Raw genomic sequence first — 23856 nt, 5'->3', positions numbered from 1 at the left:
TCTCACAATAGGATCTGTTTCCAGACACTAATAATAAGACTGACCAGTAAACCAGGCGGTAATAAAATGATGATGAAGTATTTCTTTCCAGCAATCCTCACGCTGCTGCTGGCGGGGTGCGCCGATCCACAATCTTCAGCACCCGTGCAGAAAGCGCAAAAGGTCAAAATTACTGCCACGCGTTCACTGGATATGGAGTCATTGTGCAAAAGTGAAGCATCGGAGCTTTATAATACGGGTGCCCAGAAAATTGCTATCACCGGTCTTGAGCAATTCCAGGGTAGCTATGAGATGCGCGGTTCTACCTTCCGTAAAGAGAGTTTTGTCTGCTCATTTGATGCAGACGGGCAGTTTTTGCACCTTTCCATGCGCTAAGTTCCCCCTTTTTCCCGTTTCGTACTGTATATCTTGCAGCCAGCGGGTATACTGATCGCTTCCTTTAAATCCACACGTATCCAGCACGAAATAATATGCAAAAGTTTGATACCAGGACCTTCCAGGGCTTGATCCTGACCTTACAGGATTACTGGGCTCGCCAGGGCTGCACCATCGTTCAACCATTGGACATGGAAGTCGGCGCGGGGACATCTCACCCAATGACCTGCCTGCGTGCACTGGGGCCGGAACCGATGGCGACTGCTTATGTGCAGCCTTCTCGTCGTCCGACCGACGGCCGCTATGGCGAAAACCCGAACCGCTTACAGCACTACTATCAGTTCCAGGTAGTGATTAAGCCGTCACCGGACAATATTCAGGAATTGTACCTGGGTTCTCTGAAAGAGCTGGGTATGGACCCGACCATTCACGATATCCGTTTCGTGGAAGATAACTGGGAAAACCCGACGTTGGGTGCCTGGGGTCTCGGTTGGGAAGTGTGGCTGAACGGCATGGAAGTCACGCAGTTCACCTACTTCCAGCAGGTTGGTGGTCTGGAATGTAAGCCAGTTACCGGGGAAATCACCTACGGTCTGGAACGTCTGGCTATGTACATTCAGGGCGTAGACAGCGTTTACGACCTGGTCTGGAGCGACGGTCCGCTGGGCAAAACAACCTACGGCGACGTGTTCCATCAGAACGAAGTGGAGCAATCCACTTACAACTTCGAATACGCCGATGTGGACTTCCTGTTCACCTGCTTCGAGCAGTACGAGAAAGAAGCACAGCAACTGCTGGCGCTGGAAAACCCACTGCCGCTGCCTGCGTATGAACGTATTCTGAAAGCCGCCCATAGCTTCAACCTGCTGGATGCGCGTAAAGCCATCTCCGTCACCGAGCGCCAGCGCTATATCCTGCGCATTCGCACGCTGACCAAAGCAGTGGCAGAAGCTTACTACGCTTCCCGTGAAGCCCTTGGCTTCCCGATGTGCAACAAAGACAAATAAGAGGCGGCCATGTCTGAGAAAACTTTTCTGGTGGAAATCGGCACTGAAGAGCTGCCACCAAAAGCACTGCGCAGCCTGGCTGAGTCCTTTGCTGCGAACTTCACCGCGGAGCTGGATAACGCTGGCATCGCGCACGGCAACGTTGAGTGGTTCGCCGCGCCGCGTCGTCTGGCGCTGAAAGTCGCGAACCTGGCTGAAGCGCAACCTGACCGTGAAGTTGAAAAACGCGGCCCGGCAATTGCCCAGGCGTTTGATGCTGAAGGTAAACCGAGTAAAGCGGCGGAAGGTTGGGCGCGTGGTTGCGGTATCACCGTTGATCAGGCTGAGCGTCTGACCACTGATAAAGGTGAGTGGCTGCTGTACCGTGCGCACGTGAAAGGCGAAAGCGCTGAAGCGCTGCTGCCGAACATGATTGCGGCTTCGCTGGCGAAGCTGCCGATCCCGAAACTGATGCGCTGGGGGGCGTCTGACGTCCACTTCGTGCGTCCGGTTCACACTGTGACCCTGCTGCTGGGCGACAAAGTGATTCCGGCAACGATTCTGGGGATTCAGTCCGATCGCGTGATCCGCGGTCATCGTTTTATGGGCGAGCCGGAATTCACCATCGATTCTGCCGATCAGTATCCAGAAATCCTGCGTGAGCGTGGCAAAGTGATCGCGGATTACGCTGAGCGTAAAGCGAAAATCAAAGCCGATGCTGAAGAAGCAGCGCGTAAGATTGGCGGTAACGCTGACCTGAGCGAAAGCCTTCTGGAAGAAGTCACCTCGCTGGTGGAATGGCCGGTAGTGTTGACTGCGAAGTTCGAAGAGAAATTCCTCGCGGTGCCGTCTGAAGCGCTGGTACACACCATGAAAGGTGACCAGAAGTACTTCCCGGTTTATGCGAACGACGGCAAGCTGCTGCCGAACTTTATCTTCGTTGCTAACATCGAATCGAAAGACCCGAGCCAGATTATCTCCGGTAACGAGAAGGTGGTTCGTCCGCGCCTGGCAGATGCCGAGTTCTTCTTCAATACTGACCGTAAAAAACGTCTGGAAGACAATCTGCCGCGTCTGCAAACCGTGCTGTTCCAACAACAGCTGGGTACGCTGCGTGACAAGACTGACCGTATTCAGGCGCTGGCGGGCTGGATTGCCGAACAGATTGGCGCTGATGTAAACCACGCAACGCGTGCTGGCCTGCTGTCCAAGTGCGACCTGATGACCAACATGGTCTTCGAGTTCACTGACACCCAGGGCGTAATGGGCATGCACTACGCGCGTCATGATGGCGAAGCGGAAGATGTGGCCGTCGCGTTGAACGAGCAGTATCAGCCGCGCTTCGCCGGTGATGACCTGCCGTCTAACCCGGTTGCCTGTGCGGTGGCGATTGCCGATAAGATGGACACCCTGGCGGGTATTTTCGGTATCGGTCAGCATCCGAAAGGCGACAAGGACCCGTTTGCACTGCGTCGTGCCGCGCTGGGCGTGCTGCGTATCATCGTTGAGAAGAACCTGAATCTGGATCTGCAAACGCTGACGGAAGAAGCGGTACGTCTGTATGGCGACAAGCTGACCAACGCCAACGTGGTGGATGACGTTATCGACTTCATGCTGGGTCGTTTCCGCGCCTGGTATCAGGACGAAGGCTATACCGTAGATACCATTCAGGCCGTGCTGGCGCGTCGTCCGACTCGTCCGGCTGATTTCGATGCGCGTATGAAGGCGGTTTCGCACTTCCGTACGCTGGAAGCCGCGTCCGCGCTGGCTGCGGCGAACAAGCGTGTATCGAACATCCTGGCGAAGTCCGAAGAAACGCTGAATGAGCGTGTCAATGCAGCAACGCTGAAAGAGCCAGAAGAAATTGCGCTGGCGATGCAGGTTGTGGTGTTGCGCGATAAGCTGGAGCCTGTCTTCGCTGCGGGGAACTATCAGGAAGCGCTGGTTGAATTAGCTGAGCTGCGCGCGCCGGTCGATGCGTTCTTCGAGAAAGTGATGGTGAACGTAGAGGATAAAGACCTGCGTATTAACCGTCTTTCTATGCTCGAAAAACTGCGTGAACTATTCCTGCGTGTTGCGGATATTTCGCTGCTGCAGTAACGGTTCTGAGCTGATTTAGAAAATGCCGGATAAGCATTGCGCTATCCGGCATTTTTTTATGCTGTTAGCGCAGTTGTAATTTTGTCAGGCAGGTCTGGCTATCTTCCATCGTTTTAATGGGATACTCTGCTGTTTTACCGTTGTAGCTTACCGCGATGGTACCTGTCATATTGCGCGGTAACCAAATCCCGACGAAGCCATTTCGACCACTTTTCATCTCTTTTTGTACAACCACATCCCCTTTGCTATCCGTCACTTTGACGTTGAATTTTTTCCCGGGCATTTCTCCCTGACAACCGGAAAGGCTGTGGTTGAAACAAGGGTGCGTTTGCCACTCATAGGGGGCAAACGACAGATAGAACTTATCGCCGAGCGGCATCGTATACACCTGGTCGCCCGAAGACAGCTTCAGCGCGGTACTGGTGACAGAGGCTGAGTACGGCAGCGGGCGACTCTGGGGGGATTGGTCAATGGTCTCGACTATTTGCTCGACGGATTTCCCGCTGAGTCCGTGTTCAGCCAGGAAATTGGCTTCCGGTGTTGCCGCGAAGGCGGTACCGGTTGTGAGCAAACCTAAAAATAACAGCAGTGAGGATTTCGACATAGCTTCAATTCCTTGTGAAAATTGTGGAATATAAACTCGCTCACTATAAAGCTTGCCCTTAGGGAAAGGTCAAAGGTGTGATGGGTAAAGTAATGCAAAGACGTGTTCGGGAGAGGGGGCGTGGAGAACAAATAAAAAAAATCCCCGCCGTTTGGCAGGGATCTTGAATTCTGAGCTTTTTAAGCTTACAGGCTGGTTACGTTGCCAGCTGCCGGGCCTTTAGCGCCGCTTTCGATGGTGAAGGAAACTTTCTGACCTTCGTCCAGAGATTTGTAGCCATCGTTCTGGATAGCAGAGAAGTGTACGAACACGTCTTTAGAGCCATCGTCAGGAGTGATGAAGCCGAAACCTTTATCAGCGTTGAACCATTTTACGATACCAGTCATTTTACCGGACATAGTGTATTACCTTTTAAAAAATAAGTGTGCCTTTCGGCGATATGGCGTGCTCTACAGATTTTTTAACAGTAAAGGAAATGCTCACTACGAGGGGTATCAATGATAACTCTTGAAGGGACTTGCCTTACTAAACTGCTTTAATGGTCTGTACGTCAAACCGTTGAGCGCATTAACTCATTTTACGCCTGTGGATGCAACTACTATTTTCTTATTTGTGGATACCCTCCGTAAGGGAACGGCCCTTTTACCGGACCGTTCTTCAGAAAAATTAAAAAATAGCTCAATCCATCAACTGTTTACTTAATCGAGGGTCTGCCTGAATCAGACGCATCAACTTCAATTCGGTACTGGATGGCTTCACGCGTTTAGACTCCCATTCATGAACCATCGCGACCGTTACGCCCATCACCCGGGCGAAATCATCTGTTTTTAAACCTGTCCCTCGTCGTAGTTGTTCAAATTCAGCGAAAGGGTTGGTTTTTTGCGTCTGAGTAACTGTCTGCGATACATCTTTAAAAACAATCTGCTCCAGACTGCTTAGCAGTTCAAACATAGGATCTTTGTATTCCATTGAGAACTCCTATAAATCACACAGCGGGATCGTGAATTTCATCGAAGCTCATTAAGAGTAGTCGGAAAAAATGAAGGCGAATTTAAGGTATGCGTTGTGGATTCGTTTCAGCGAATCGCGGGTGACAACCTTTAGTCGGCTAACGAACTGATAAAGGTCGGGATCTCCGATCGAACCCTTCCAATTGTAAAGATGACTAAAATAGACCGCCGTTATGTGAATGGAGCATTGTTGAGCAAAACACCGGGTGGTGGAAACCGTTATTTTCCCCGACAAGATTACGCGGAAAGGGTATCTTGCGGGGCTGACCTGGACTATCCTTGTCAACGTCAGGCACGCGGGTGTCGTTGTGCGCATTTTTGGGTGAAAGGAGTATTAAAATGGCGACAGGTAAGTCCTGCTCTCGCTGGTTTGCGCCTGTTTTGGCGCTCTTAATGGTAGTTGGCCTGAGTGGGTGTTTTGATAAAGAAGGCGATCAACGCAAAGCGTTTATCGATTTTCTGCAGAATACTGCAATGCGTAGCGGAGAGCGTTTACCGACGCTTACTGCCGATCAGAAAAAACAGTTTGGCCCGTTTGTGTCTGATTACGCGATTCTTTATGGCTATTCACAGCAGGTTAATCAGGCAATGGACTCCGGTCTGCGCCCGGTTGTTGATAGCGTAAACGCAATCCGTGTTCCTCAGGATTACATGACTCAGCGTGAACCGCTGCGTCAGGCAAATGGCGCGCTGGGCGTGTTAGGACAACAGTTGCAGAATGCGAAGCTACAGGCAGATGCTGCCCATGGCGCGCTGAAGCAGGGTGATGATCTGAAACCTGTCTTTGATCAGGTTTACAGCAAAGTCGTGACCGCACCGGCAGAGGCGTTACAGCCGCTGATCCCAGCCGCGCAAGTTTTCACGCAGCAGTTGGTGCAGGTAGGCGATTTTATCGCGCAGCAGGATACGCAGGTGAGCTTTGTTGCGAACGGCATCCAGTTCCCAACCTCACAACAGGCCAGTCAGTACAATACGCTGATTGGCCCGCTGGCGGCGCAGCATCAGGCATTTAATCAGGCATGGACTGCTGCGGTGAGTGCCGCGCAGTAATCGTCGTACGGTAAGACACATTAAAGGCCGGGTGAGCACCAATGCTACCCGGCCTTTTGTGTTATTTGGCCACTTGCGGATTTACGCAGTTCTTCTCAACTTTTCCCTGCAGTGCGTCAATTAAGTTATCCACAGCACAAGCCGCCATGTTATAGCGCGTTTCATGCGTGGCTGAACCAATATGCGGCACCGCCACCACATTCGGCAGTGACAGCAGCGGTGAGTCTGACGGCAACGGCTCTTGTTCAAACACATCCAGCCCAGCGGCATGAATCTCCCCGCTTTGCAGAGCGGCGATCAGTGCGTTCTCATCCACCACCGGGCCACGCCCGGCGTTAATGAAAATGGCAGAAGACTTCATTTTGGCAAACTGTTCGGTACTGAACAGATGGTGGGTTTCGTCCGTTAACGGCAGAATCAGGCAAACAAAGTCCGATTCTTGCAGCAGCGTATCCAGGTCGCAGTAGCGCGCGTTGAAACGTTCTTCCGCTTCCTGATGGTGGCGGCGCGCGTTGTAGAGAATCGGCATGCTAAAGCCGAAATGCGCGCGTTGTGCCAGCGCCAGCCCAATACGTCCCATGCCGACAATACCCAACGTCTTATGGTGAACATCGGTACCAAACCAGTCGGCTCCGATGCTTTTTGTCCATTCGCCTGCCTTCACGCGTTCAGCGACTTCCACCACGCGTCGCGCCGTACTTAACACCAGCGCCATTACCGTGTCCGCCACGGTTTCTGTCAGCACCGTTGGCGTGTGCATCAGCAGCACCTTACGTGCGTTTAAGGCTTCAACATCGAAATTGTCATAGCCTACGGAAATGGTCGAGGTCGCACGCAGTTTGGGCATTTTCTCCAGCAGGGCGGTATTGACGGCTTCACTGGAGCCCAGCAGGCCTTCCGCGCTGGCAAAGGCTGCGGCGTGCTGTGCTACGGTTTCCGCACGCAGGTTAGGCACCTGAGTGACAGTAAAATGCTCTTCCAGGCGATGCAGTAAATCGTCAGGTAACGCTTTATAGAGAATAATGGACGGCTTCATGCGAATCTCCGTAAGTTAAAATTTAAGCGTGGCGTGCGCCAATAGGTAGCTGTTGATTATTAGCAGGCTTAACAATAAGAGTTAGCCACACTGAGACAAAAAGCGCTACCCCCATAAAAATGTATGAGGCGGACGGGCTGCCGGTGGTGCCATTGAGGTAGCCGACAAACCAGGAACCAAAGAAGGAGCCTAATGCGCCCATGCTGTTGATCAATGCCATTGCTCCCCCAGCGACGTTGCGCGGCAACATCTCAGGAATGATGGCGAAGAAGGGACCATACGGGGCGTACATCGCCGCGCCGGCGATAACCAGCAGTGTGTAAGAAATCCAGAAGTGGTCTGCGCCAACGGCCCAGGAGCCAATAAAGGCGAAAGCGGCAATCAGCAGCAGTGGCCAGACAAACAGCTTACGGTTTTGCAGTTTATCGGAAGCCCATGAAACCAGGATCATCGCCGCCGTTGCGGCCAGATACGGAACGGACGAAAGCCAACCGACCTCTACCATACCCAGGTTGGCACCGCCGCTGCGGATAATTGACGGCAACCACAGAACAAAACCGTAGACGCCAATACTCCAGGCAAAGTACTGCATGCACAGCAGAATAACGTTACGTGAACGGAACGCTTCGCCGTAGTTACGCACGGCTTTGATACCCTGCTGTTCTTTTTCTAACTGGGCCTGCAGCGCGGCTTTTTCGGATTCTGACAACCAGCCCACCTGCGACGGTTTATCTTTTACCAGTACCCACCAGCAGAACGCCCAGATGATGGCCGGAAAACCTTCAATGATGAACATTTCACGCCAGCCCAGCGCCTGAATCAGGTATCCGGACACGACGGACATCCACAGGACGGTGACAGGGTTACCGAGGATCAGGAAGGTATTGGCACGCGAACGCTCGGACTTCGTAAACCAGTTGCTGATATAAATCAGCATGGCCGGCATGACCGCGGCTTCAACGACGCCAAGAATGAAGCGAATGGCGGCCAGCATCGGAATGTTGCTGACCATCCCGGTCAGTGACGCGCAGGCGCCCCACAGAATCAGACAGACAAAAATCAGTTTACGTACGCTGCGGCGTTCGGCGTAAATTGCGCCTGGGATCTGGAAGAAGAAATAGCCGAGAAAAAACAGCGCGCCCAGCAGGGAAGAGATCCCTTTGGTAATGCCGAGGTCCTCGTTGATACCGGCGGCGGAAGCGAAGCTAAAGTTCGCACGGTCAAGGTACGCCAGGCTGTACGTGATAAACACGATTGGCATGATGTACCACCAGCGTTTTGCTGCATTAGTTGAGCTATTCATAGACTGCCCTCTGGTTATGCTGATACGCCGCCTCTGTCTGTAGGGTACAGAGTTGGCCGGGAATTTATTCCCCTAATTGTTCACGTGTGGGTAATCCTTCGCTGTCGCCCTGAACCTGAATGGCCAGAGCGCCAATTTTATTGCCCCGGGTCACTGCCTGATGCAGCGTTCGGCCTTCCAGCAGCGCGCTGATCACGCCGACGGCAAAGCCATCACCCGCGCCGACGGTATCGACCACGTTGTCGACTTTCACCGGCGCGACGCTGCCTTGCTCGCCGCTAGCTGCTTTGTACCAGGCCCCATCAGCCCCGGTCTTCACGATGACGGCCTTCACGCCATGACGCAGATAAAAGTCTGCAATGGCTTCTGGTGTCTGTTGTCCGGTTAAAATCATGCCCTCTTTTAACCCCGGCAGTACCCAGTCAGCCAGGAATGCCAGTCGGTTGAGTTTTTCCACCATCTCGCCTTCGCTTTTCCACAGCACCGGGCGCAAATTCGGGTCGAACGAGATGGTCCTGCCCTGGGCCTTCATGGTGCGGGCGGTGTGCGCCAGTAGTTCATATGAACTGGCAGACAGCGCAGCCGCAACGCCGCTCAGGTGCAGGTGGCGTGCGCTGGAGAAATACCCATCGTGATAATCCTCAACGCTGAGATGGCTGGCTGCAGAGCCTTTGCGGAAATATTCCACAATGGGATCGGTTCCATTTTCGACTTTAGATTTAAGCTGAAAGCCGGTAGCGTAGCGCCCGTCCAGAGTGACTCCCTGCGCATCAATCCCTTCTTTCTCCAGCGACTTAATAATAAAACGGCCAAAACTGTCGTTACCCACGCGGCTGACCCAGCCTACGTTCAGACCCAGGCGAGCAAGTCCGGTTGCCACATTAAGTTCAGCGCCTGCAACGCGTTTAATAAACTGTTCCACGTCCGCCAAATCACCGGTTTGCGTGGCGACAAACATCGCCATCGCTTCACCAATGGTGACAACGTCCAGTGAATTTTTCATGTGTTACTCCTTGCGTAATAGAGCGACGTAGTGACGGGTAACCGCCGTTAAGTCTTGCCCTTCCAGGGGGAATTCAATGCCGCGCGGAACATCTGCGGGCAACGTGTCCAGCAGCGCCAGCCAGCGTGGTTCCGTGTGATCCGGCGGCATGGCACGGTAACTGTCACGATGTGGTGTGGCGGCTTTCACATGGATATATCCAACGCTTGAGGCCAACTGCTGTGCAGCCTCTTCCGGAGAATCACCTACCCACAGCCAGTTACCCATATCGAAGGTCAGAGAAATGGGCAGATTGAATGCCTGACAGGCATCGTTAAAGCGCTTCATCGGTTGCAGGCGTCCACAGGATGTCTGATCGTTTTCGACAACCAGCTCCATCCCGCTGTTGTCCAGCCATTCGCGCAACACGTCGAACTGTCCGTCATGGGCAAAATGGCCGAGGGAAACTTTTAACCACAGTGCTTGCAGGGCTTGCGCTTCCTGGAGTAGTTCCGGAAGGCGAGGATTAAGATTTCCGTCTTCGGTGAACAGCGGTTCGGGGGCGGAGTAGCATGCCAGCAGGCCGAAAATTTCAATAGCAGAGGCCATTGTTGGCAGTGTTTTTAGCTCGGCGTCGGTCAGCATTTCGCGGCGGATTTCAACCCCGTCAGCACCGGCTTCGGCAATGATGGGCAGCAGGGCCGTTTGCCCACCTGCGGCGCGTACCTGGTCGTAGCCGTAAGCGGCAGTGACCACCATAATTTTTCTTTTCATGGAAACTCCAAAACTAGCGTTCTTGCTATAACGCTAGATGGAACCGGTTCCAAAGAAAAGCCTGTGATGTTGAATTTATGATCACCATCACGAAGGAAATTTAGCGGGCGGTGGAGCCACGAACGATCAGTTCGCCGGAAAAAACCTGTTCCTGGATTGCGTCTGAGTCGCCATCGATCCGGCGTACTACCTGCTCGACGGCGGTGTAGCCAATCTGCCAGGTGGGCTGTTTTAGCGTAGTGATGCCGACGCCAGCCAGCTCGGCCCATTCCAGCTCGTCAAACCCGAGCAGACCGATGTCGCTGCCCCAGTTGAGACCAATACGCTTTAACGCGCGGGCAACCTGCAACGTCAGGGCACCATTGGCAGAGATAACGGCTTTGCGCATCCCTCGATGCTGCTGGTGAAACTGGCGCAGTGTGTCATCGAGTTGCGTATTGTCCGTTAGCGGGACTTCCGCATTTTGTGCGATGACACCAGGGGATTGTGCGAGCGTGGCGCGAAAGGCGCTCAGGCGCTCGCGGCGAGTATTCACCATCCCCAGCGGCTCGCTAAGGAACAGAATGGCTTCAAAACCTTGTTCAAGCAGGTGTTCGGTGGCAACGGTCGCTGCCTGGGTATTATCCAGTCCGACCATATCGCAGGCGAAATCCGGGATCTTACGGTCAATCAGTACCATTGGCAACGCAGACTGTTGCAGACGGTTCAGTCCTTCTTCACGCATCCCGACGGCGTTCACCACGATCCCTTCGACCTGGTAGCTGCGCAGCAGATCGAGATAATGCAGCTCCTGATCCACTTCGTTGTTCGTGTTACAGACCAGCGGGGTAAAACCTTTGTCACGGCAGGCGGCTTCAATACCGCTTAACACGTTGACGGAGTAGGGGTTGGTTATATCAGCGATAATCAGGCCAATCAGGCGGGTACGCCCATGTTTCAGGCCTCTGGCCATCAGGCTGGGACGGTAGTCGAGTTCGGCAATGGCTTTTTCAATGCGGGCTAACAGCGCGTCGGATAGCAGATGCTTTTCACCATTGAGGTAGCGTGAAATGCTGGTCTTGCCGGTTTTTGCGGCCTTTGCCACATCGCTGATGGTTGCCCGTGTTGATTTGCTCATCGCTGATTTCCCTGGATTTAGTGAGAATACCTTAGCGGGAAAATCTGACGAAGCAAGTAATTTGCCCGGTGGCGCTGTGCTTACCGGGTCTACATGTCGAATGTAGGCCGGGTAAGGCGAAGCCGCCACCCGGCTCAACGATTACTGTACAGGACTCAGCGTAATCTCTACGCGACGGTTCTGCGCTTTACCTTCAGCCGTGCTGTTGCTGGCGATGGGGTTCGCCGGGCCCATACCCTGAGTGCGAATGCGGTTCGCTGCCACGCCCTGGGTAATCAACGCGCTGGCGACGGAGTCGGCACGCTGCTGTGACAGACGCATGTTCAAATCGTGGCTGCCAGTGCTGTCGGTGAAGCCCAACACGTTGACGGCTGTTTTATTGTACTCTTTCAGTACCATTGCCACGCCGGTCAGCGTGTTTGCGCCCGCCGGTTTCAGGTTGGCGCTGCTGCTGTCGAAGGTGACATTGTTTGGCATGTTCAGAATGATGTTATCGCCGCTACGCGTCACGCTCACGCCTGTTCCCTGCATTTTCTCACGCAGTTTTGCTTCCTGCACATCCATGTAATAACCGATACCGCCACCTACAGCCGCACCTGCCGCTGCACCAATCAGCGCGCCTTTGCCGCGATCTTTCTTCGAAGACGAGAGTGCGCCAATACCCGCACCAACCAGTGAACCGATACCCGCGCCGATGCCGGATTTCCCTGCTTCTCGCTCGCCGGTGTAAGGGTTTGTTGTGCAGCCAGATACCGCCAGGGCGCCGCTCACGATGGCAGCAATAACAAATACACGTTTCTTCATCTTAATTCCTTAATGACTTTTTTCTTCTTTACCACAGCGACCGTGGCGGTTGATTATGACGTCTGAACATGAAGAAAATTCCAGGGAAGACTCTGAAATTTGTAAGTAACATTGAACGGCATAACAATAAGCCGTCACATCGCATTCAGGAGCGCCATCTTGGCTAATTCACCTGCACATTACCCGGTGTTAACTGCCGCACACTGGGGGCCCATTCTTGTCGAAACCGATGGCGAGACTGTTTTTTCATCCCGGGGGGCATTACCCACCTCTCATCCCAACTCGCTGCAAACCGTGGTTCGCGATCAAGTACACAGTAAAACGCGGGTACGTTTTCCCATGGTGCGTAAAGGATTCCTTGCCTCGCCGGATAATCCGCAAGGCGTGCGCGGGCAGGATGAGTTTGTTCGTGTTAGCTGGGACGATGCACTGAATCTTATCGATGCGCAGCATAAACGCATCCGTGACAGTTACGGTCCAGCCTCGATTTTTGCCGGCTCGTACGGCTGGCGGTCGAACGGGGTATTACACAAAGCGGCGACCCTGCTGCAGCGCTATATGGCGCTGGCGGGGGGATATACCGGGCACCTGGGGGATTATTCTACGGGGGCGGCACAGGCCATCATGCCGTATGTAGTAGGTGGCAACGAAGTTTACCAGCAGCAGACCAGCTGGCCGATGGTGCTGGAGCATAGCGATGTGGTGGTGCTGTGGAGTGCTAACCCACTGAATACGCTTAAAATTGCCTGGAATGCTTCTGACGAACAGGGTATTGCTTACTTTGAAGCGCTGCGCGATAGCGGTAAGCGATTGATCTGCATCGATCCAATGCGATCGGAAAGTGTGGCGTTCTTTGGCGACAAGATGGAATGGATTGCCCCGCATATGGGGACCGACGTAGCGTTGATGCTGGGTATCGCGTATACGCTGGTGGAAAACGACTGGCATGACGAGGATTTTCTCGCCCGTTGTACAACCGGATATGATTCGTTCGCCGACTACCTGCTGGGTAAATCCGATGGGATAGCGAAAACGGCAGAGTGGGCTGCTGAAATTTGTGGTATTCCGGCAGCGAAAATACGCGAACTTGCAGCAATATTTCACCAAAATACCACCATGCTGATGGCCGGTTGGGGTATGCAGCGTCAGCAGTATGGCGAGCAAAAACACTGGATGATCGTCACGCTGGCCGCCATGCTCGGTCAAATTGGCACGCCCGGCGGTGGCTTTGGACTGTCGTATCATTTTGCCAACGGAGGGAACCCGACGCGTCGTGCAGCGGTACTGGCTTCGATGCAAGGGAGCCTCAAAGGCGGCACCGACGCGGTGGATAAAATCCCGGTGGCGCGTATCGTCGAGGCGCTGGAAAATCCCGGCGGTTTCTATCAGCACAACGGTATGGATCGGCATTTCCCGGACATCCGCATGCTCTGGTGGGCCGGGGGCGCAAACTTCACGCATCACCAGGACACCAATCGTCTGATCCGCGCCTGGCAAAAGCCGGAACTGGTGGTTATCTCGGAGTGTTTCTGGACCGCTGCGGCGAAGCATGCCGATATCGTGTTACCCGCGACAACCTCTTTTGAACGTAACGATTTGACCATGACCGGAGACTACAGCAACCAGCATCTGGTGCCGATGAAGCAGGTCGTACCGCCACAGGCTGAAGCGCGCAACGATTTTGATGTTTTTGCCGAGCTGAGTGAGCGCTGGGAACAGGGCGGTTATACCCGATTCACTGAGGGGAAAAGCGAACTGGCGTGGCTGGAAACTTTTTACGACATTGCTGCGCAGCGTGGTGCCAGCCAGCAGGTTACACTGCCGCCCTTCGCTGAGTTCTGGCAAAAGAATGCACTGATCGAAATGCCGGAAAACGCCGCAAATACGCAGTTCATCCGTTTTGCTGATTTTCGCCGCGATCCACAGGCGCATCCGCTGAAAACGGACAGTGGAAAAATTGAAATCTATTCTGCAAAAATTGCAGGTTACGGCTATGCGGATTGTGCAGGACACCCGATGTGGCTGGAGCCCGATGAGTGGTTCGGCAATGCCGAACCCGACCAACTGCAGGTGCTCTCCGCCCATCCGGCTCACCGTTTGCACAGCCAGCTCAACTACAGTGCGTTACGCGAACAGTATGCGGTGGCGGATCGGGAGCCGGTGACAATACACCCGCAGGATGCGCAAGCGCGGGGGATTGCAGATGGCGATACGGTCAGGGTGTGGAACCACCGCGGGCATATCCTGGCGGGTGCAGTTGTGACGACAGGGATCAAACCCGGCGTCATCTGTATTCACGAGGGGGCCTGGCCTGATTTGGACCCGGCCGCCGACGGTATTTGTAAAAATGGCGCTGTCAACGTGCTGACCAAAGATCTCCCCAGCTCGAAGCTGGGGAACGGCTGTGCGGGCAATACCGCGCTGGCGTGGCTGGAGAAGTACAGTGGGCCGAACCTGGTGCTTACGGCGTTTGATCCACCTGCCAGCCCATAATCCAGGTTGGATGGTGAGTCTCTTCCTGCCACGCGCTGTCTTCAATGCGAAAGCCCAGTGCGTGGTAGAAGTTTACCGCTGATTGATTCTTCTGGTAGACCTCCAGGCTGAGCCACGAAAAGCGCTGCTGCACATGTTGCACCAGCGCTTTGCCGATACCGCTTCTGATGGCGGCAGGCTCTACAAACAGCGCGCCTAAAAAGCGCTCTTCCATCACGCTGGCAAAACCTTTGAGCACACCGTTTTCTTCCCACACCCAGGTTTGCGCAGCGGGCAGGTAGACATCACGTACGATAGGCTCACTCTCGCGCCAGTAGCGTTCTTCGATAAAAGGATGGGCAAAAATGGTGCTTTCCATCCACAGTGCCAGAATGGGTGCCAGATCGTCAGCGTTGGATTCACGAATCATGTTGTTCTCCTGGGTAGCACATGCAGCCGATGACATGGTCGTTGACCAGACCGCATGCCTGCATAAAGGAGTAACAGATGGTGGTGCCAACAAACTTAAATCCCCGTTTTTTTAACGCTTTAGAAAGTGCGTCAGAGGCAGGCGTTGAAGTAGGGATATCGCTCAGACTGGCTGCACGGGTTAACTGCGGTTGGTTATCGACGAATGACCAGACGAACTCGCTAAACGGCTCACCGTTTTGCTCCATTGCCAAAAAGGCGCGGGCGTTGCCGATAATGGCCTGAATCTTTCCTCGATGGCGAATAATACCGGCATCCAGTACCAGCCTTTCTACATCCTCTTCGGTCATCGCCGCAACGGTTGCAGGATCGAAGTGGTGGAATGCCTGTCGATAGTTTTCCCGTTTCTTTAGCACCGTTATCCACGACAGCCCAGCCTGCTGGCCTTCAAGGCAGATCATTTCGAACAGCTTTTTACCATCGGTTTCCGGGACGCCCCATTCCTTGTCATGATAGGCAATGTATAGTGGATCCTGACTGACCCAACCGCAACGCTGCATACTCTTCCTCGCTGTTTTTACTGGCGTAAAAATTTCATTCGGCCCGCCTTGACGCGCCCGCTAAAAAGACAATATTTAATACAGGGCCTCATGTGCCCGATATCCTTTAAACAATGACAATAATATCGCCGAATTCGGCTCTTTTCTGGAGTCGCGTTGATGATTATAAGAAACAGTAGTGGTCGTCAGAGGTTAATCCTGGCGAACGTCATCGTCTGTGCGCTGTTTGCCAATACGGCATATGGCTGGCAACAAGAATATATCGTTGATGCGCTGTCCGGTCATACGTCGGAACGTTATACATGGGACAGCGATCACCAACCACGTTATAACGACATCCTGGAAGAGCGTATTCGCTCCACCCAGAACGTGGCGGGGCCGGTGGTGAATCTTGCGGACCAAGCGGCTCTGGATGCGACCAGCGGTATGAGTGTGGGCTGGAATTTTCCCCTTTCCCGTAAGGTGACGACGGGGCCCGTCGCAGCCCTGCATTATGATGGTTCAACCGCATCTACCTACAACGAATTTGGCGACAGTGTGACTTCGCTAACGCTGACCGATCCGATGTGGCATGCCAGCGTCAGTACCCTGGGTTGGCGGGTCGACTCGCAGCTTGGCGATATACGGCCATGGGCGCAAATCAGTTATAACCAGCAATTTGGCGAGAATATCTGGAAGGCGCAATCGGGTCTCAATCGTATGGCGGCGACGAGTCAGGATGGTAACTGGGTCGATGTCACTGTCGGTGCAGATATGCTGCTGAATCAGCATATGGCTGCCTATGCGGCACTTTCTCAGGCAGAAAACAGTACGAATAACAGCGACTACCTGTACACCATGGGAGTGAGCGCCAAATTTTAACGAAAAAAAGCCTGGATAAAACACCTCTGTAACATATTGGGATCAAGAATCACACGCATTCCAGCGATAGCGTGCACTAACTCCGGCAATAAAATTCAGTAACCCGACTTTTTGTCTCGTCATTCATTCCGCAATCCAGGCATTTCATTCCGTCCTGATGGCATTTCATGCCGTTTTCTCCTGGTCATAAAAGCACTTCGGTATGGTTGTCGGCAGAGAATTTCCCATTTTGTTTATGCAGGAAGACTGCCATGAAAACTTCTGATTATCAGCGTACCCGGTGGCTGACACTGATCGGCACCATCATTACCCAATTTGCATTAGGTTCTGTTTATACCTGGAGCCTGTTCAATGGCGCACTCTCTTCAAAGCTTGATGCACCGGTTAGTCAGGTTGCATTTTCCTTTGGTTTGCTGAGTCTGGGTCTGGCGATCTCTTCTTCCGTCGCCGGGAAGCTTCAGGAACGTTTCGGCGTGAAACGCGTCACCATGGCATCCGGTATCTTACTGGGTGTGGGCTTCTTCTTAACCGCGCATTCTGACAGCCTGATTATGCTGTGGCTGAGTGCCGGTGTACTGGTTGGTCTGGCTGACGGTGCAGGATACCTGTTAACCCTGTCCAACTGCGTGAAATGGTTCCCTGAGCGTAAAGGGCTGATTTCCGCCTTTGCGATCGGTTCTTACGGCCTGGGTAGCCTCGGTTTTAAATTTATCGACAGCCAACTGCTGAGCACAGTGGGTCTGGAAAAGACCTTTATGATTTGGGGCGCGATTGTACTGGTGATGATTGTCTTTGGCTCCACGCTGATGAAAGATGCGCCAAACCAGGACGTTAAAGCCGTAAATGGCGTGGTAGAGAACGACTACACGCTGGCGCAATCCATGCGTAAACCACAGTACTGGATGTTGGCAGTGATGTTCCTGACAGCATGCATGAGCGGGCTTTACGTGATTGGTGTCGCGAAAGATATCGCCCAAAGCCTGGCAAAAATGGATGTGGCAACAGCAGCGAATGCGGTAACTGTTATTTCTATCGCGAACCTGTCAGGTCGTCTGGTTCTGGGTATTCTGTCCGACAAAATTTCCCGTATTCGCGTTATCACCATTGGTCAGGTTGTTTCGCTGGTGGGTATGGCGGCGCTGCTTTTTGCTCCGCTGAATGAAGTGACATTCTTCGCAGCCATTGCCTGTGTCGCCTTCAACTTCGGTGGCACCATTACGGTTTTCCCGTCACTGGTGAGTGAGTTCTTCGGCCTGAATAACCTCGCGAAAAACTATGGGGTCATCTACCTGGGCTTCGGGATTGGCAGCATCTGCGGGTCAATTATCGCCTCGCTGTTCGGCGGTTTCTATGTGACCTTCTGCGTTATCTTTGCGCTGTTAATCATCTCGCTGGCGCTGTCCACGACCATTCGCCAGCCGCAGCGTAGTGTATTTACAGAGGCACACGCCTGATTTTACTCTTTGTCTGATTTATACACGGCGCATATATTTACAAAAATATATGCGCCGTTTGCATTCTCCATAAGCACTTTTCTCCCCTCCTGTGGTCTACTTAGCCGCGCCCGTAGACATTTCATCTCTGCTGTTGTCGCATTTTTCCCTGTTTGGTTCGATTGACCACTTCACAGGGTGTTTTTATCCCGATTCCCAGGGTTTTTTTGCATGAGATACATTAAATCGATGACGCAGCAAAAGCTTAGCTTCTTGCTTGCGATCTATATCGGTCTGTTTATGAACTGCGCAGTTTTTTATCGCCGCATTGGCAGCTATGTGCAGGAATTTACCGCGCTGAAAGGAATCTCTGCGGTTGTTGAATTGGCCGGCACCGTGCTGGTTACCTTCTTTTTACTTCGTCTTCTGTCTCTGTTTGGTCGGCGGGCCTGGCGCGTACTGGCTACCTTTGTGGTGCTGTGTTCCGCTGGTGCCAGCTATTACATGACCTTCCTGAATGTGGTAATTGGCTACGGCATTATTGCCTCGGTCATGACAACCGATATTGATTTATCAAAGGAAGTTGTGGGCTGGCATTTTATTGTGTGGCTGGTCTCGGTCAGCATCTTACCGCTGCTGCTTATCTGGAATAATCGCTGCCGCTATACCCTGTTAAAACAGATACGTACGCCAGGTATGAGATGGCGTAGCGTGGCCGTTGTTTTGTTGGCTGGCTTGATGGTGTGGGCGCCGATTCGGTTACTGGGAATACAGCAGAAATCGGTTGAACGGGAAACGGGTATTGATTTGCCCAGCTACGGTGGCGTAGTGGCAAATTCATATTTGCCTTCAAACTGGTTGTCTGCGCTGGGTCTGTATGCCTGGGCGCAGGTTGATGAGTCTTCAGATAACAAGTCGCTGATGAATCCGGCGAAGAAATTTACCTACGTCGCCCCCAAGAATATTGATGATACCTACGTCGTGTTTATTATCGGCGAAACGACCCGTTGGGATCATATGGGTATTTTTGGCTACGAGAGAAATACTACGCCAAGGCTGGCTCAGGAAAAAAACCTGGCCGCTTTCCGCGGATATTCGTGTGATACGGCAACCAAACTTTCGCTACGCTGTATGTTTGTTCGTGAAGGCGGAGCAGAGGAAAACCCGCAGCGTACGCTGAAAGAACAAAACGTCTTTTCTGTACTCAGCCAGCTAGGTTTTAATACCGATCTCTACGCGATGCAAAGTGAGATGTGGTTTTACAGCAACACGATGGCGGAGAACATCGCATATCGTGAGCAGATTGGCGCTGAGCCGCGTAACCGTGGCAAAACGGTTGACGATATGCTGCTGATTTCTGAGATGCAGCAATCAATCAAACCGGATGATAACGGTAAGCACCTGATTATCCTGCATACCAAAGGCTCACACTTTAACTACACGCAGCGCTATACCCGTGAGTACGCCCAGTGGAAGCCGGAGTGTGTCAATGTTGATAGCGGTTGTTCGAAAGCGCAGATGATTAACTCATTTGATAACTCGGTAACTTATGTTGACCACTTTATCACCAAAGTGTTTGACCAGCTGCGCGATAAGAAAGCGATCGTGTTCTATGCTGCCGATCACGGTGAGTCGATCAACGAGCGTGAACACCTGCACGGTACGCCACGTAAAATGGCACCACCAGAGCAGTTCCGCGTTCCTATGTTGGTGTGGATGTCTGATAAGTATCTGGAAGACCCCGATCATGCGAAAGCCTTCGCCCACCTTAAGCAGGAGGCTGATATGAAGGTTCCGCGTCGCCATGTTGAACTGTACGACACCATTCTCGGTTGCCTTGGATATACCTCGCCAAACGGCGGTATAAATGAGAATAACAACTGGTGTCATGTCCCGGACGATAAGAAGGTTGTAGCCCGGTAATGGGCTGCTGACTTTCTCACCGATCGAATGGCATTTTGATACTAAGGGATTGACGGGCGCGCAGCTGAGCAGTAAGATGCGCCCCGCATTCGGTGATTGGCGCAGCCTGGTAGCGCACTTCGTTCGGGACGAAGGGGTCGGAGGTTCGAATCCTCTATCACCGACCAAATTTAAAACCCTGCTCAACGAGCAGGGTTTTTTGCATTTGAAGCCCGTGAGGATGAGAACCTCCGGGGGCAAGAGGTTCGACTCGAGCGGAGCGAGAGAACGTTGCGCCAGCAACGGCCCGCAGGGCGAGCCACGAAGTGGCGAGTCATCCTCTATCACCGACCAAATTAGAAAAGCCCGCTCTTTGAGCGGGTTTTTTGCTTTCTGGAATCCAAAAGATTTGTAGGCCTGATAAGCGCAGCGCCATCAGGCAATTAAAGCGCGCGGGAGTCGGCATCGCCGGATGGCGGCGTAGACGCCTTATCCGGCCTACGAACGCAGTGCTATCAGGCAAAACATTGCAGCGTTTTGGCATCGCCGGATGGCGGCGTAGACGCCTTATCCGGCCTACGAACGCAGCGCCATCAGGCAAAACATTACACCGTTTTGGCATCGCAAGCACCTTATCCGGCCTACAGGCAAGCGCTGACAGGATGTATTTTGCGTTTTCCCATCCCCATTTTGACCTTCATTTTATCTGCAAAAATTGTGCACCACTTCCCACTGACTGTTAACGATTCTGTGACATATTCCATTGCCTTTTTTTATATTTGCTTGAATCTTTTTTTGCGTTACTTATGGCTGAACCTAGCATTTTCCGCTGTGCGTTTTAACGTTCATGGTATTAATCGCTCAGATATGCAGCATGTGTTGAGAAAATTTTCATAATTTGCATAAATGTTAATCACCAAATGTTTCTGAATATGAAGATATTTATTCTGGCATAGTGCGCGTAGCACAAATTTCCCTGCTGAAAATACCCGTCTGCACTTTTTTTAATCTTTGTTTGCCAATTCTCACCGTTGGTGTAAATCACGGTTACCTGTATTGACGTTTTCACATTCTGTTGACAGATTGTAGGGCATGAGGGGCATTTCATGGAGAATCCGCACTGCAACTCAGTCGCTTATGTGAACGGAATCCCCATCCTCTTAACGCCGACCCGGCCGGGTAAAAAACAAAAAAGGCCAGGCGGTGCAAACCCACTGCAAAGGGTAAAACAACAAACATCACATTTGGAGCAGAAGAATGAGTATTTCCTTGAAGAAGTCAGGGATGCTGAAGCTTGGTCTGAGCCTGGTGGCCATGACCTGCGCCGCAAGCGTACAGGCTAAAACTCTGGTTTATTGTTCAGAAGGATCTCCTGAAGGCTTTAACCCACAGCTTTTCACCTCTGGTACTACCTATGATGCCAGCTCCGTACCGATCTATAACCGCCTGGTTGAATTCAAAACCGGTACCACCGAAGTGATCCCCGGCCTTGCTGAGAAGTGGGAAATCAGCGAAGACGGTAAAACCTATACCTTCCACCTGCGGCAGGGCGTGAAGTGGCAGGACAATAAAGAATTCAAGCCGACGCGTGATTTCAACGCTGATGACGTGGTGTTCTCTTTCGATCGTCAGAAAAATGCTCAGAACCCGTACCATAAAGTTTCTGGCGGCAGCTACGAATACTTCGAAGGGATGGGTCTGCCAGACCTGATCAGTGAAGTGAAGAAAGTGGACGATAAAACTGTCCAGTTCGTACTGACCCGTCCGGAAGCACCGTTCCTGGCTGACCTGGCTATGGACTTCGCCTCTATTCTTTCTAAAGAATATGCGGACAACATGCTGAAGGCCGGTTCGCCGGAGAAAGTTGACCTGAACCCAATCGGTACTGGTCCGTTCCAGCTGCAGCAGTACCAGAAAGATTCTCGTATTCTGTATAAAGCGTTCGACGGCTTCTGGGGCACCAAGCCGCAGATTGACCGTCTGGTCTTCTCCATTACGCCTGACGCTTCCGTGCGTTATGCCAAACTGCAGAAAAATGAATGCCAGGTGATGCCGTATCCGAACCCGGCGGACATTGCGCGCATGAAGCAGGACAAAAATATCAATCTGATGGAGCAGGCTGGTCTGAACGTCGGTTATCTCTCTTTCAACACCGAGAAGAAACCGTTTGATGACGTGAAAGTTCGTCAGGCGTTGACCTATGCGGTAAACAAAGAAGCGATCATCAAAGCTGTTTATCAGGGGGCTGGCGTTGCCGCGAAGAACCTGATCCCGCCGACCATGTGGGGCTATAACGACGACGTTAAAGATTACAACTACGATCCTGAGAAAGCGAAAGCACTGCTGAAAGAAGCCGGTCAGGATAAAGGCTTTACCGTTGAACTGTGGGCAATGCCGGTACAGCGTCCGTATAACCCGAACGCGCGCCGTATGGCTGAAATGATCCAGGCTGACTGGGCGAAAATTGGTGTTCAGGCCAAGATTGTTACCTACGAATGGGGTGAGTACCTCAAGCGTGCCAAGTCTGGTGAACATCAGGCTGTAATGATGGGCTGGACCGGCGATAACGGGGATCCGGATAACTTCTTCGCCACGCTGTTTAGCTGTGCTGCGGCGAAAGATGGCTCCAACTACTCCCGCTGGTGCTACAAGCCGTTTGAAGATCTGATTCAGCCGGCACGTGCAACCGATGACCACAACAAGCGTATTGAGCTCTACAAACAGGCTCAGGTTGTGATGCATGACCAGGCACCTGCGCTGATCATTGCTCACTCCACCGTGTACGAGCCAGTGCGTAAAGAAGTCAAAGGCTATGTGGTTGATCCATTAGGCAAACACCACTTCGAAAACGTTTCTGTCGAATAATTAAAAGCAATTAAGGAAGCGCTGCGCCCCGGTATTGTGTAAGCCGGATAAGCGCAGCGCCATCCGGCGTAATGCTTTACCCGCGATGCAGTTTGCGTGGGATAAGATTTGTGAGCAATACAGACGCACTGTCACCAGGCTGCGCGTCATTAGAGAGAATCCGGGTTATGTTGCAGTTCATTCTCCGACGTTTGGGACTCGTCATCCCCACGTTTATCGGTATCACTCTTCTCACCTTTGCCTTCGTCCATATGATCCCCGGCGATCCGGTCATGATCATGGCAGGTGAACGTGGGATCTCCCCTGAGCGTCACGCTCAATTGCTGGCTGAACTTGGTCTGGATAAGCCGATGTGGCAGCAGTACCTCCATTATATTTGGGGGGTTATGCATGGTGATCTCGGTATCTCGCTGAAAAGCCGCTTACCGGTGTGGGAAGAGTTCGTGCCTCGCTTTAAAGCGACACTGGAACTCGGTGTCTGCGCCATGATTTTCGCCGTCGCAGTGGGTATCCCGGTGGGTGTACTGGCCGCCGTTAAGCGTGGTTCTATTTTTGATCATACCGCCGTTGGTCTGGCGCTGACCGGTTACTCAATGCCTATCTTCTGGTGGGGCATGATGCTGATCATGTTGGTTTCTGTGCAGTGGAATCTGACGCCGGTTTCCGGTCGTGTGAGTGACATGGTGTTCCTTGATGATTCCAATCCACTGACCGGATTTATGCTGATCGACACAGCCATCTGGGGTGAAGAGGGCAACTTCATTGATGCGCTGGCGCATATGATCCTGCCGGCGATGGTGCTTGGCACCATTCCCCTGGCGGTGATTGTGCGTATGACCCGTTCATCGATGTTGGAAGTGCTGGGCGAAGACTACATTCGTACCGCGCGCGCCAAAGGGTTGACCCGTATGCGCGTCATCATCATTCATGCTCTGCGCAACGCCATGCTGCCTGTTGTGACCGTTATTGGCCTTCAGGTCGGTACGCTGCTGGCGGGGGCGATCCTGACCGAAACCATCTTCTCGTGGCCAGGTCTGGGGCGCTGGCTGATTGATGCGCTGCAACGCCGTGATTATCCGGTAGTGCAGGGCGGGGTATTACTGGTGGCGACGATGATTATTCTCGTCAACCTGCTGGTAGACCTACTGTACGGCGTGGTGAACCCGCGTATTCGGCATAAGAAGTAAGGGGCC

Annotated in this window: 22 protein-coding genes, 1 tRNA gene and 1 other RNA gene; 13 read left to right on the top strand and 11 right to left on the bottom strand. The window is 52.7% G+C overall.

Annotated features, from left to right (window positions below):
- The first annotated feature begins 66 nt into the window (after positions 1–66).
- The 3 genes from NNO02_RS06545 (at position 67) to glyS (ending at position 3461) form a co-directional block, all read left to right on the top strand.
- Positions 67–375 carry a YsaB family lipoprotein gene (locus tag NNO02_RS06545; RefSeq protein WP_271448740.1) on the top strand — a complete coding sequence of 103 codons (309 nt, stop codon included), beginning with the start codon at positions 67–69 and terminating at the stop codon, positions 373–375.
- A 95-nt stretch (positions 376–470) separates the two neighbouring features.
- Positions 471–1382, top strand: a complete 912-nt coding sequence (gene glyQ / locus NNO02_RS06540; RefSeq protein ID WP_001168551.1) for a glycine--tRNA ligase subunit alpha — start codon at positions 471–473, stop codon at positions 1380–1382.
- A gap of 9 nt (positions 1383–1391) precedes the next feature.
- Positions 1392–3461 (top strand): glycine--tRNA ligase subunit beta, encoded by a 2070-nt coding sequence (glyS, locus tag NNO02_RS06535; RefSeq protein WP_271454441.1) that lies wholly within the window; start codon positions 1392–1394, stop codon positions 3459–3461.
- Between the two features lie 64 nt (positions 3462–3525).
- On the opposite strand, the gene cueP is transcribed toward glyS, so the two are convergent.
- From cueP to NNO02_RS06520, 3 genes are all read right to left on the bottom strand, one after another.
- On the bottom strand, positions 3526–4065 hold the full coding sequence (gene cueP / locus NNO02_RS06530; RefSeq protein WP_271454440.1) for a copper-binding periplasmic metallochaperone CueP: 540 nt from the start codon (positions 4063–4065) through the stop codon (positions 3526–3528).
- Between the two features lie 185 nt (positions 4066–4250).
- A complete protein-coding gene (cspE, locus tag NNO02_RS06525) occupies positions 4251–4463 on the bottom strand; it encodes a transcription antiterminator/RNA stability regulator CspE (protein ID WP_000014594.1) in 213 nt (70 codons plus the stop codon).
- Between the two features lie 280 nt (positions 4464–4743).
- A complete protein-coding gene (locus tag NNO02_RS06520) occupies positions 4744–5034 on the bottom strand; it encodes an HTH-type transcriptional regulator (protein ID WP_048213664.1) in 291 nt (96 codons plus the stop codon).
- Positions 5035–5414: 380 nt separating this feature from the next.
- Between NNO02_RS06520 and NNO02_RS06515 the strand changes: the two genes are divergently transcribed.
- Positions 5415–6125, top strand: a complete 711-nt coding sequence (locus NNO02_RS06515) for a DUF3053 domain-containing protein (RefSeq protein WP_271440385.1) — start codon at positions 5415–5417, stop codon at positions 6123–6125.
- A 61-nt stretch (positions 6126–6186) separates the two neighbouring features.
- Here NNO02_RS06515 and ghrB read toward each other — a convergent pair whose 3' ends face one another.
- The 6 genes from ghrB to NNO02_RS06485 all read right to left on the bottom strand — a co-directional run bounded on the left by ghrB (position 6187) and on the right by NNO02_RS06485 (position 12141).
- Positions 6187–7161: a glyoxylate/hydroxypyruvate reductase GhrB gene (gene ghrB, locus NNO02_RS06510; RefSeq protein WP_202037453.1), complete on the bottom strand. Its 975-nt coding sequence runs from the start codon at positions 7159–7161 to the stop codon at positions 6187–6189.
- Positions 7162–7183: 22 nt separating this feature from the next.
- Entirely contained in the window at positions 7184–8464 is a 1281-nt protein-coding gene (locus tag NNO02_RS06505) for an MFS transporter (RefSeq protein WP_137382051.1), read from the bottom strand.
- A 64-nt stretch (positions 8465–8528) separates the two neighbouring features.
- Positions 8529–9467: a sugar kinase gene (locus NNO02_RS06500; RefSeq protein ID WP_271454439.1), complete on the bottom strand. Its 939-nt coding sequence runs from the start codon at positions 9465–9467 to the stop codon at positions 8529–8531.
- A gap of 3 nt (positions 9468–9470) precedes the next feature.
- A complete protein-coding gene (locus NNO02_RS06495) occupies positions 9471–10220 on the bottom strand; it encodes a sugar phosphate isomerase/epimerase family protein (protein ID WP_271454438.1) in 750 nt (249 codons plus the stop codon).
- A gap of 100 nt (positions 10221–10320) precedes the next feature.
- Positions 10321–11337 carry a LacI family DNA-binding transcriptional regulator gene (locus NNO02_RS06490; RefSeq protein ID WP_137382048.1) on the bottom strand — a complete coding sequence of 339 codons (1017 nt, stop codon included), beginning with the start codon at positions 11335–11337 and terminating at the stop codon, positions 10321–10323.
- Between the two features lie 141 nt (positions 11338–11478).
- A complete protein-coding gene (locus tag NNO02_RS06485) occupies positions 11479–12141 on the bottom strand; it encodes an OmpA family lipoprotein (RefSeq protein ID WP_271440388.1) in 663 nt (220 codons plus the stop codon).
- Positions 12142–12300: 159 nt separating this feature from the next.
- Between NNO02_RS06485 and NNO02_RS06480 the strand changes: the two genes are divergently transcribed.
- Positions 12301–14634, top strand: coding sequence for a molybdopterin guanine dinucleotide-containing S/N-oxide reductase (locus tag NNO02_RS06480; RefSeq protein WP_271454437.1), 2334 nt, complete (start codon positions 12301–12303; stop codon positions 14632–14634).
- Here the strand turns inward: NNO02_RS06480 and NNO02_RS06475 are convergent.
- Positions 14603–15043 (bottom strand): N-acetyltransferase, encoded by a 441-nt coding sequence (locus NNO02_RS06475; RefSeq protein WP_137382046.1) that lies wholly within the window; start codon positions 15041–15043, stop codon positions 14603–14605. The two genes, NNO02_RS06480 and NNO02_RS06475, sit on opposite strands and share 32 nt — an antisense overlap.
- Positions 15033–15602 carry a DNA-3-methyladenine glycosylase I gene (tag, locus tag NNO02_RS06470; protein WP_202037460.1) on the bottom strand — a complete coding sequence of 190 codons (570 nt, stop codon included), beginning with the start codon at positions 15600–15602 and terminating at the stop codon, positions 15033–15035. Before tag ends, NNO02_RS06475 begins: the two co-directional genes overlap by 11 nt.
- Positions 15603–15761: 159 nt before the next feature.
- Between tag and NNO02_RS06465 the strand changes: the two genes are divergently transcribed.
- The 8 genes from NNO02_RS06465 to dppB all read left to right on the top strand — a co-directional run bounded on the left by NNO02_RS06465 (position 15762) and on the right by dppB (position 23850).
- Positions 15762–16463 (top strand): autotransporter outer membrane beta-barrel domain-containing protein, encoded by a 702-nt coding sequence (locus tag NNO02_RS06465; RefSeq protein ID WP_271454436.1) that lies wholly within the window; start codon positions 15762–15764, stop codon positions 16461–16463.
- 251 nt (positions 16464–16714) lie between these two features.
- Positions 16715–17917 (top strand): L-lactate MFS transporter, encoded by a 1203-nt coding sequence (locus NNO02_RS06460; RefSeq protein ID WP_271454435.1) that lies wholly within the window; start codon positions 16715–16717, stop codon positions 17915–17917.
- Between the two features lie 210 nt (positions 17918–18127).
- Complete coding sequence (gene eptB, locus NNO02_RS06455) at positions 18128–19819, top strand: kdo(2)-lipid A phosphoethanolamine 7''-transferase (protein ID WP_271454434.1); 1692 nt, start codon at positions 18128–18130, stop codon at positions 19817–19819.
- 90 nt (positions 19820–19909) lie between these two features.
- Positions 19910–19986 (top strand) — tRNA-Pro (locus NNO02_RS06450).
- A gap of 33 nt (positions 19987–20019) precedes the next feature.
- Positions 20020–20152, top strand: a non-coding RNA gene (locus NNO02_RS06445) — RtT sRNA.
- A gap of 752 nt (positions 20153–20904) precedes the next feature.
- Entirely contained in the window at positions 20905–21141 is a 237-nt protein-coding gene (locus NNO02_RS06440; protein ID WP_170974355.1) for a hypothetical protein, read from the top strand.
- On the top strand, positions 21056–22663 hold the full coding sequence (dppA, locus tag NNO02_RS06435) for a dipeptide ABC transporter periplasmic-binding protein DppA (RefSeq protein WP_271454433.1): 1608 nt from the start codon (positions 21056–21058) through the stop codon (positions 22661–22663). The genes NNO02_RS06440 and dppA overlap by 86 nt, the downstream gene beginning before the upstream one ends.
- Positions 22664–22830: 167 nt before the next feature.
- On the top strand, positions 22831–23850 hold the full coding sequence (dppB, locus tag NNO02_RS06430) for a dipeptide ABC transporter permease DppB (RefSeq protein WP_003827415.1): 1020 nt from the start codon (positions 22831–22833) through the stop codon (positions 23848–23850).
- The last annotated feature ends 6 nt before the right edge of the window (positions 23851–23856 follow it).

The sequence above is a fragment of the Citrobacter sp. Awk 2 genome, assembly GCF_028069815.1.
Taxonomy (GTDB): Bacteria; Pseudomonadota; Gammaproteobacteria; order Enterobacterales; family Enterobacteriaceae; genus Citrobacter.
The sequence above is the reverse complement of the archived record's forward strand: the minus strand, read 5'-3'. Positions and strand labels throughout refer to the sequence as shown.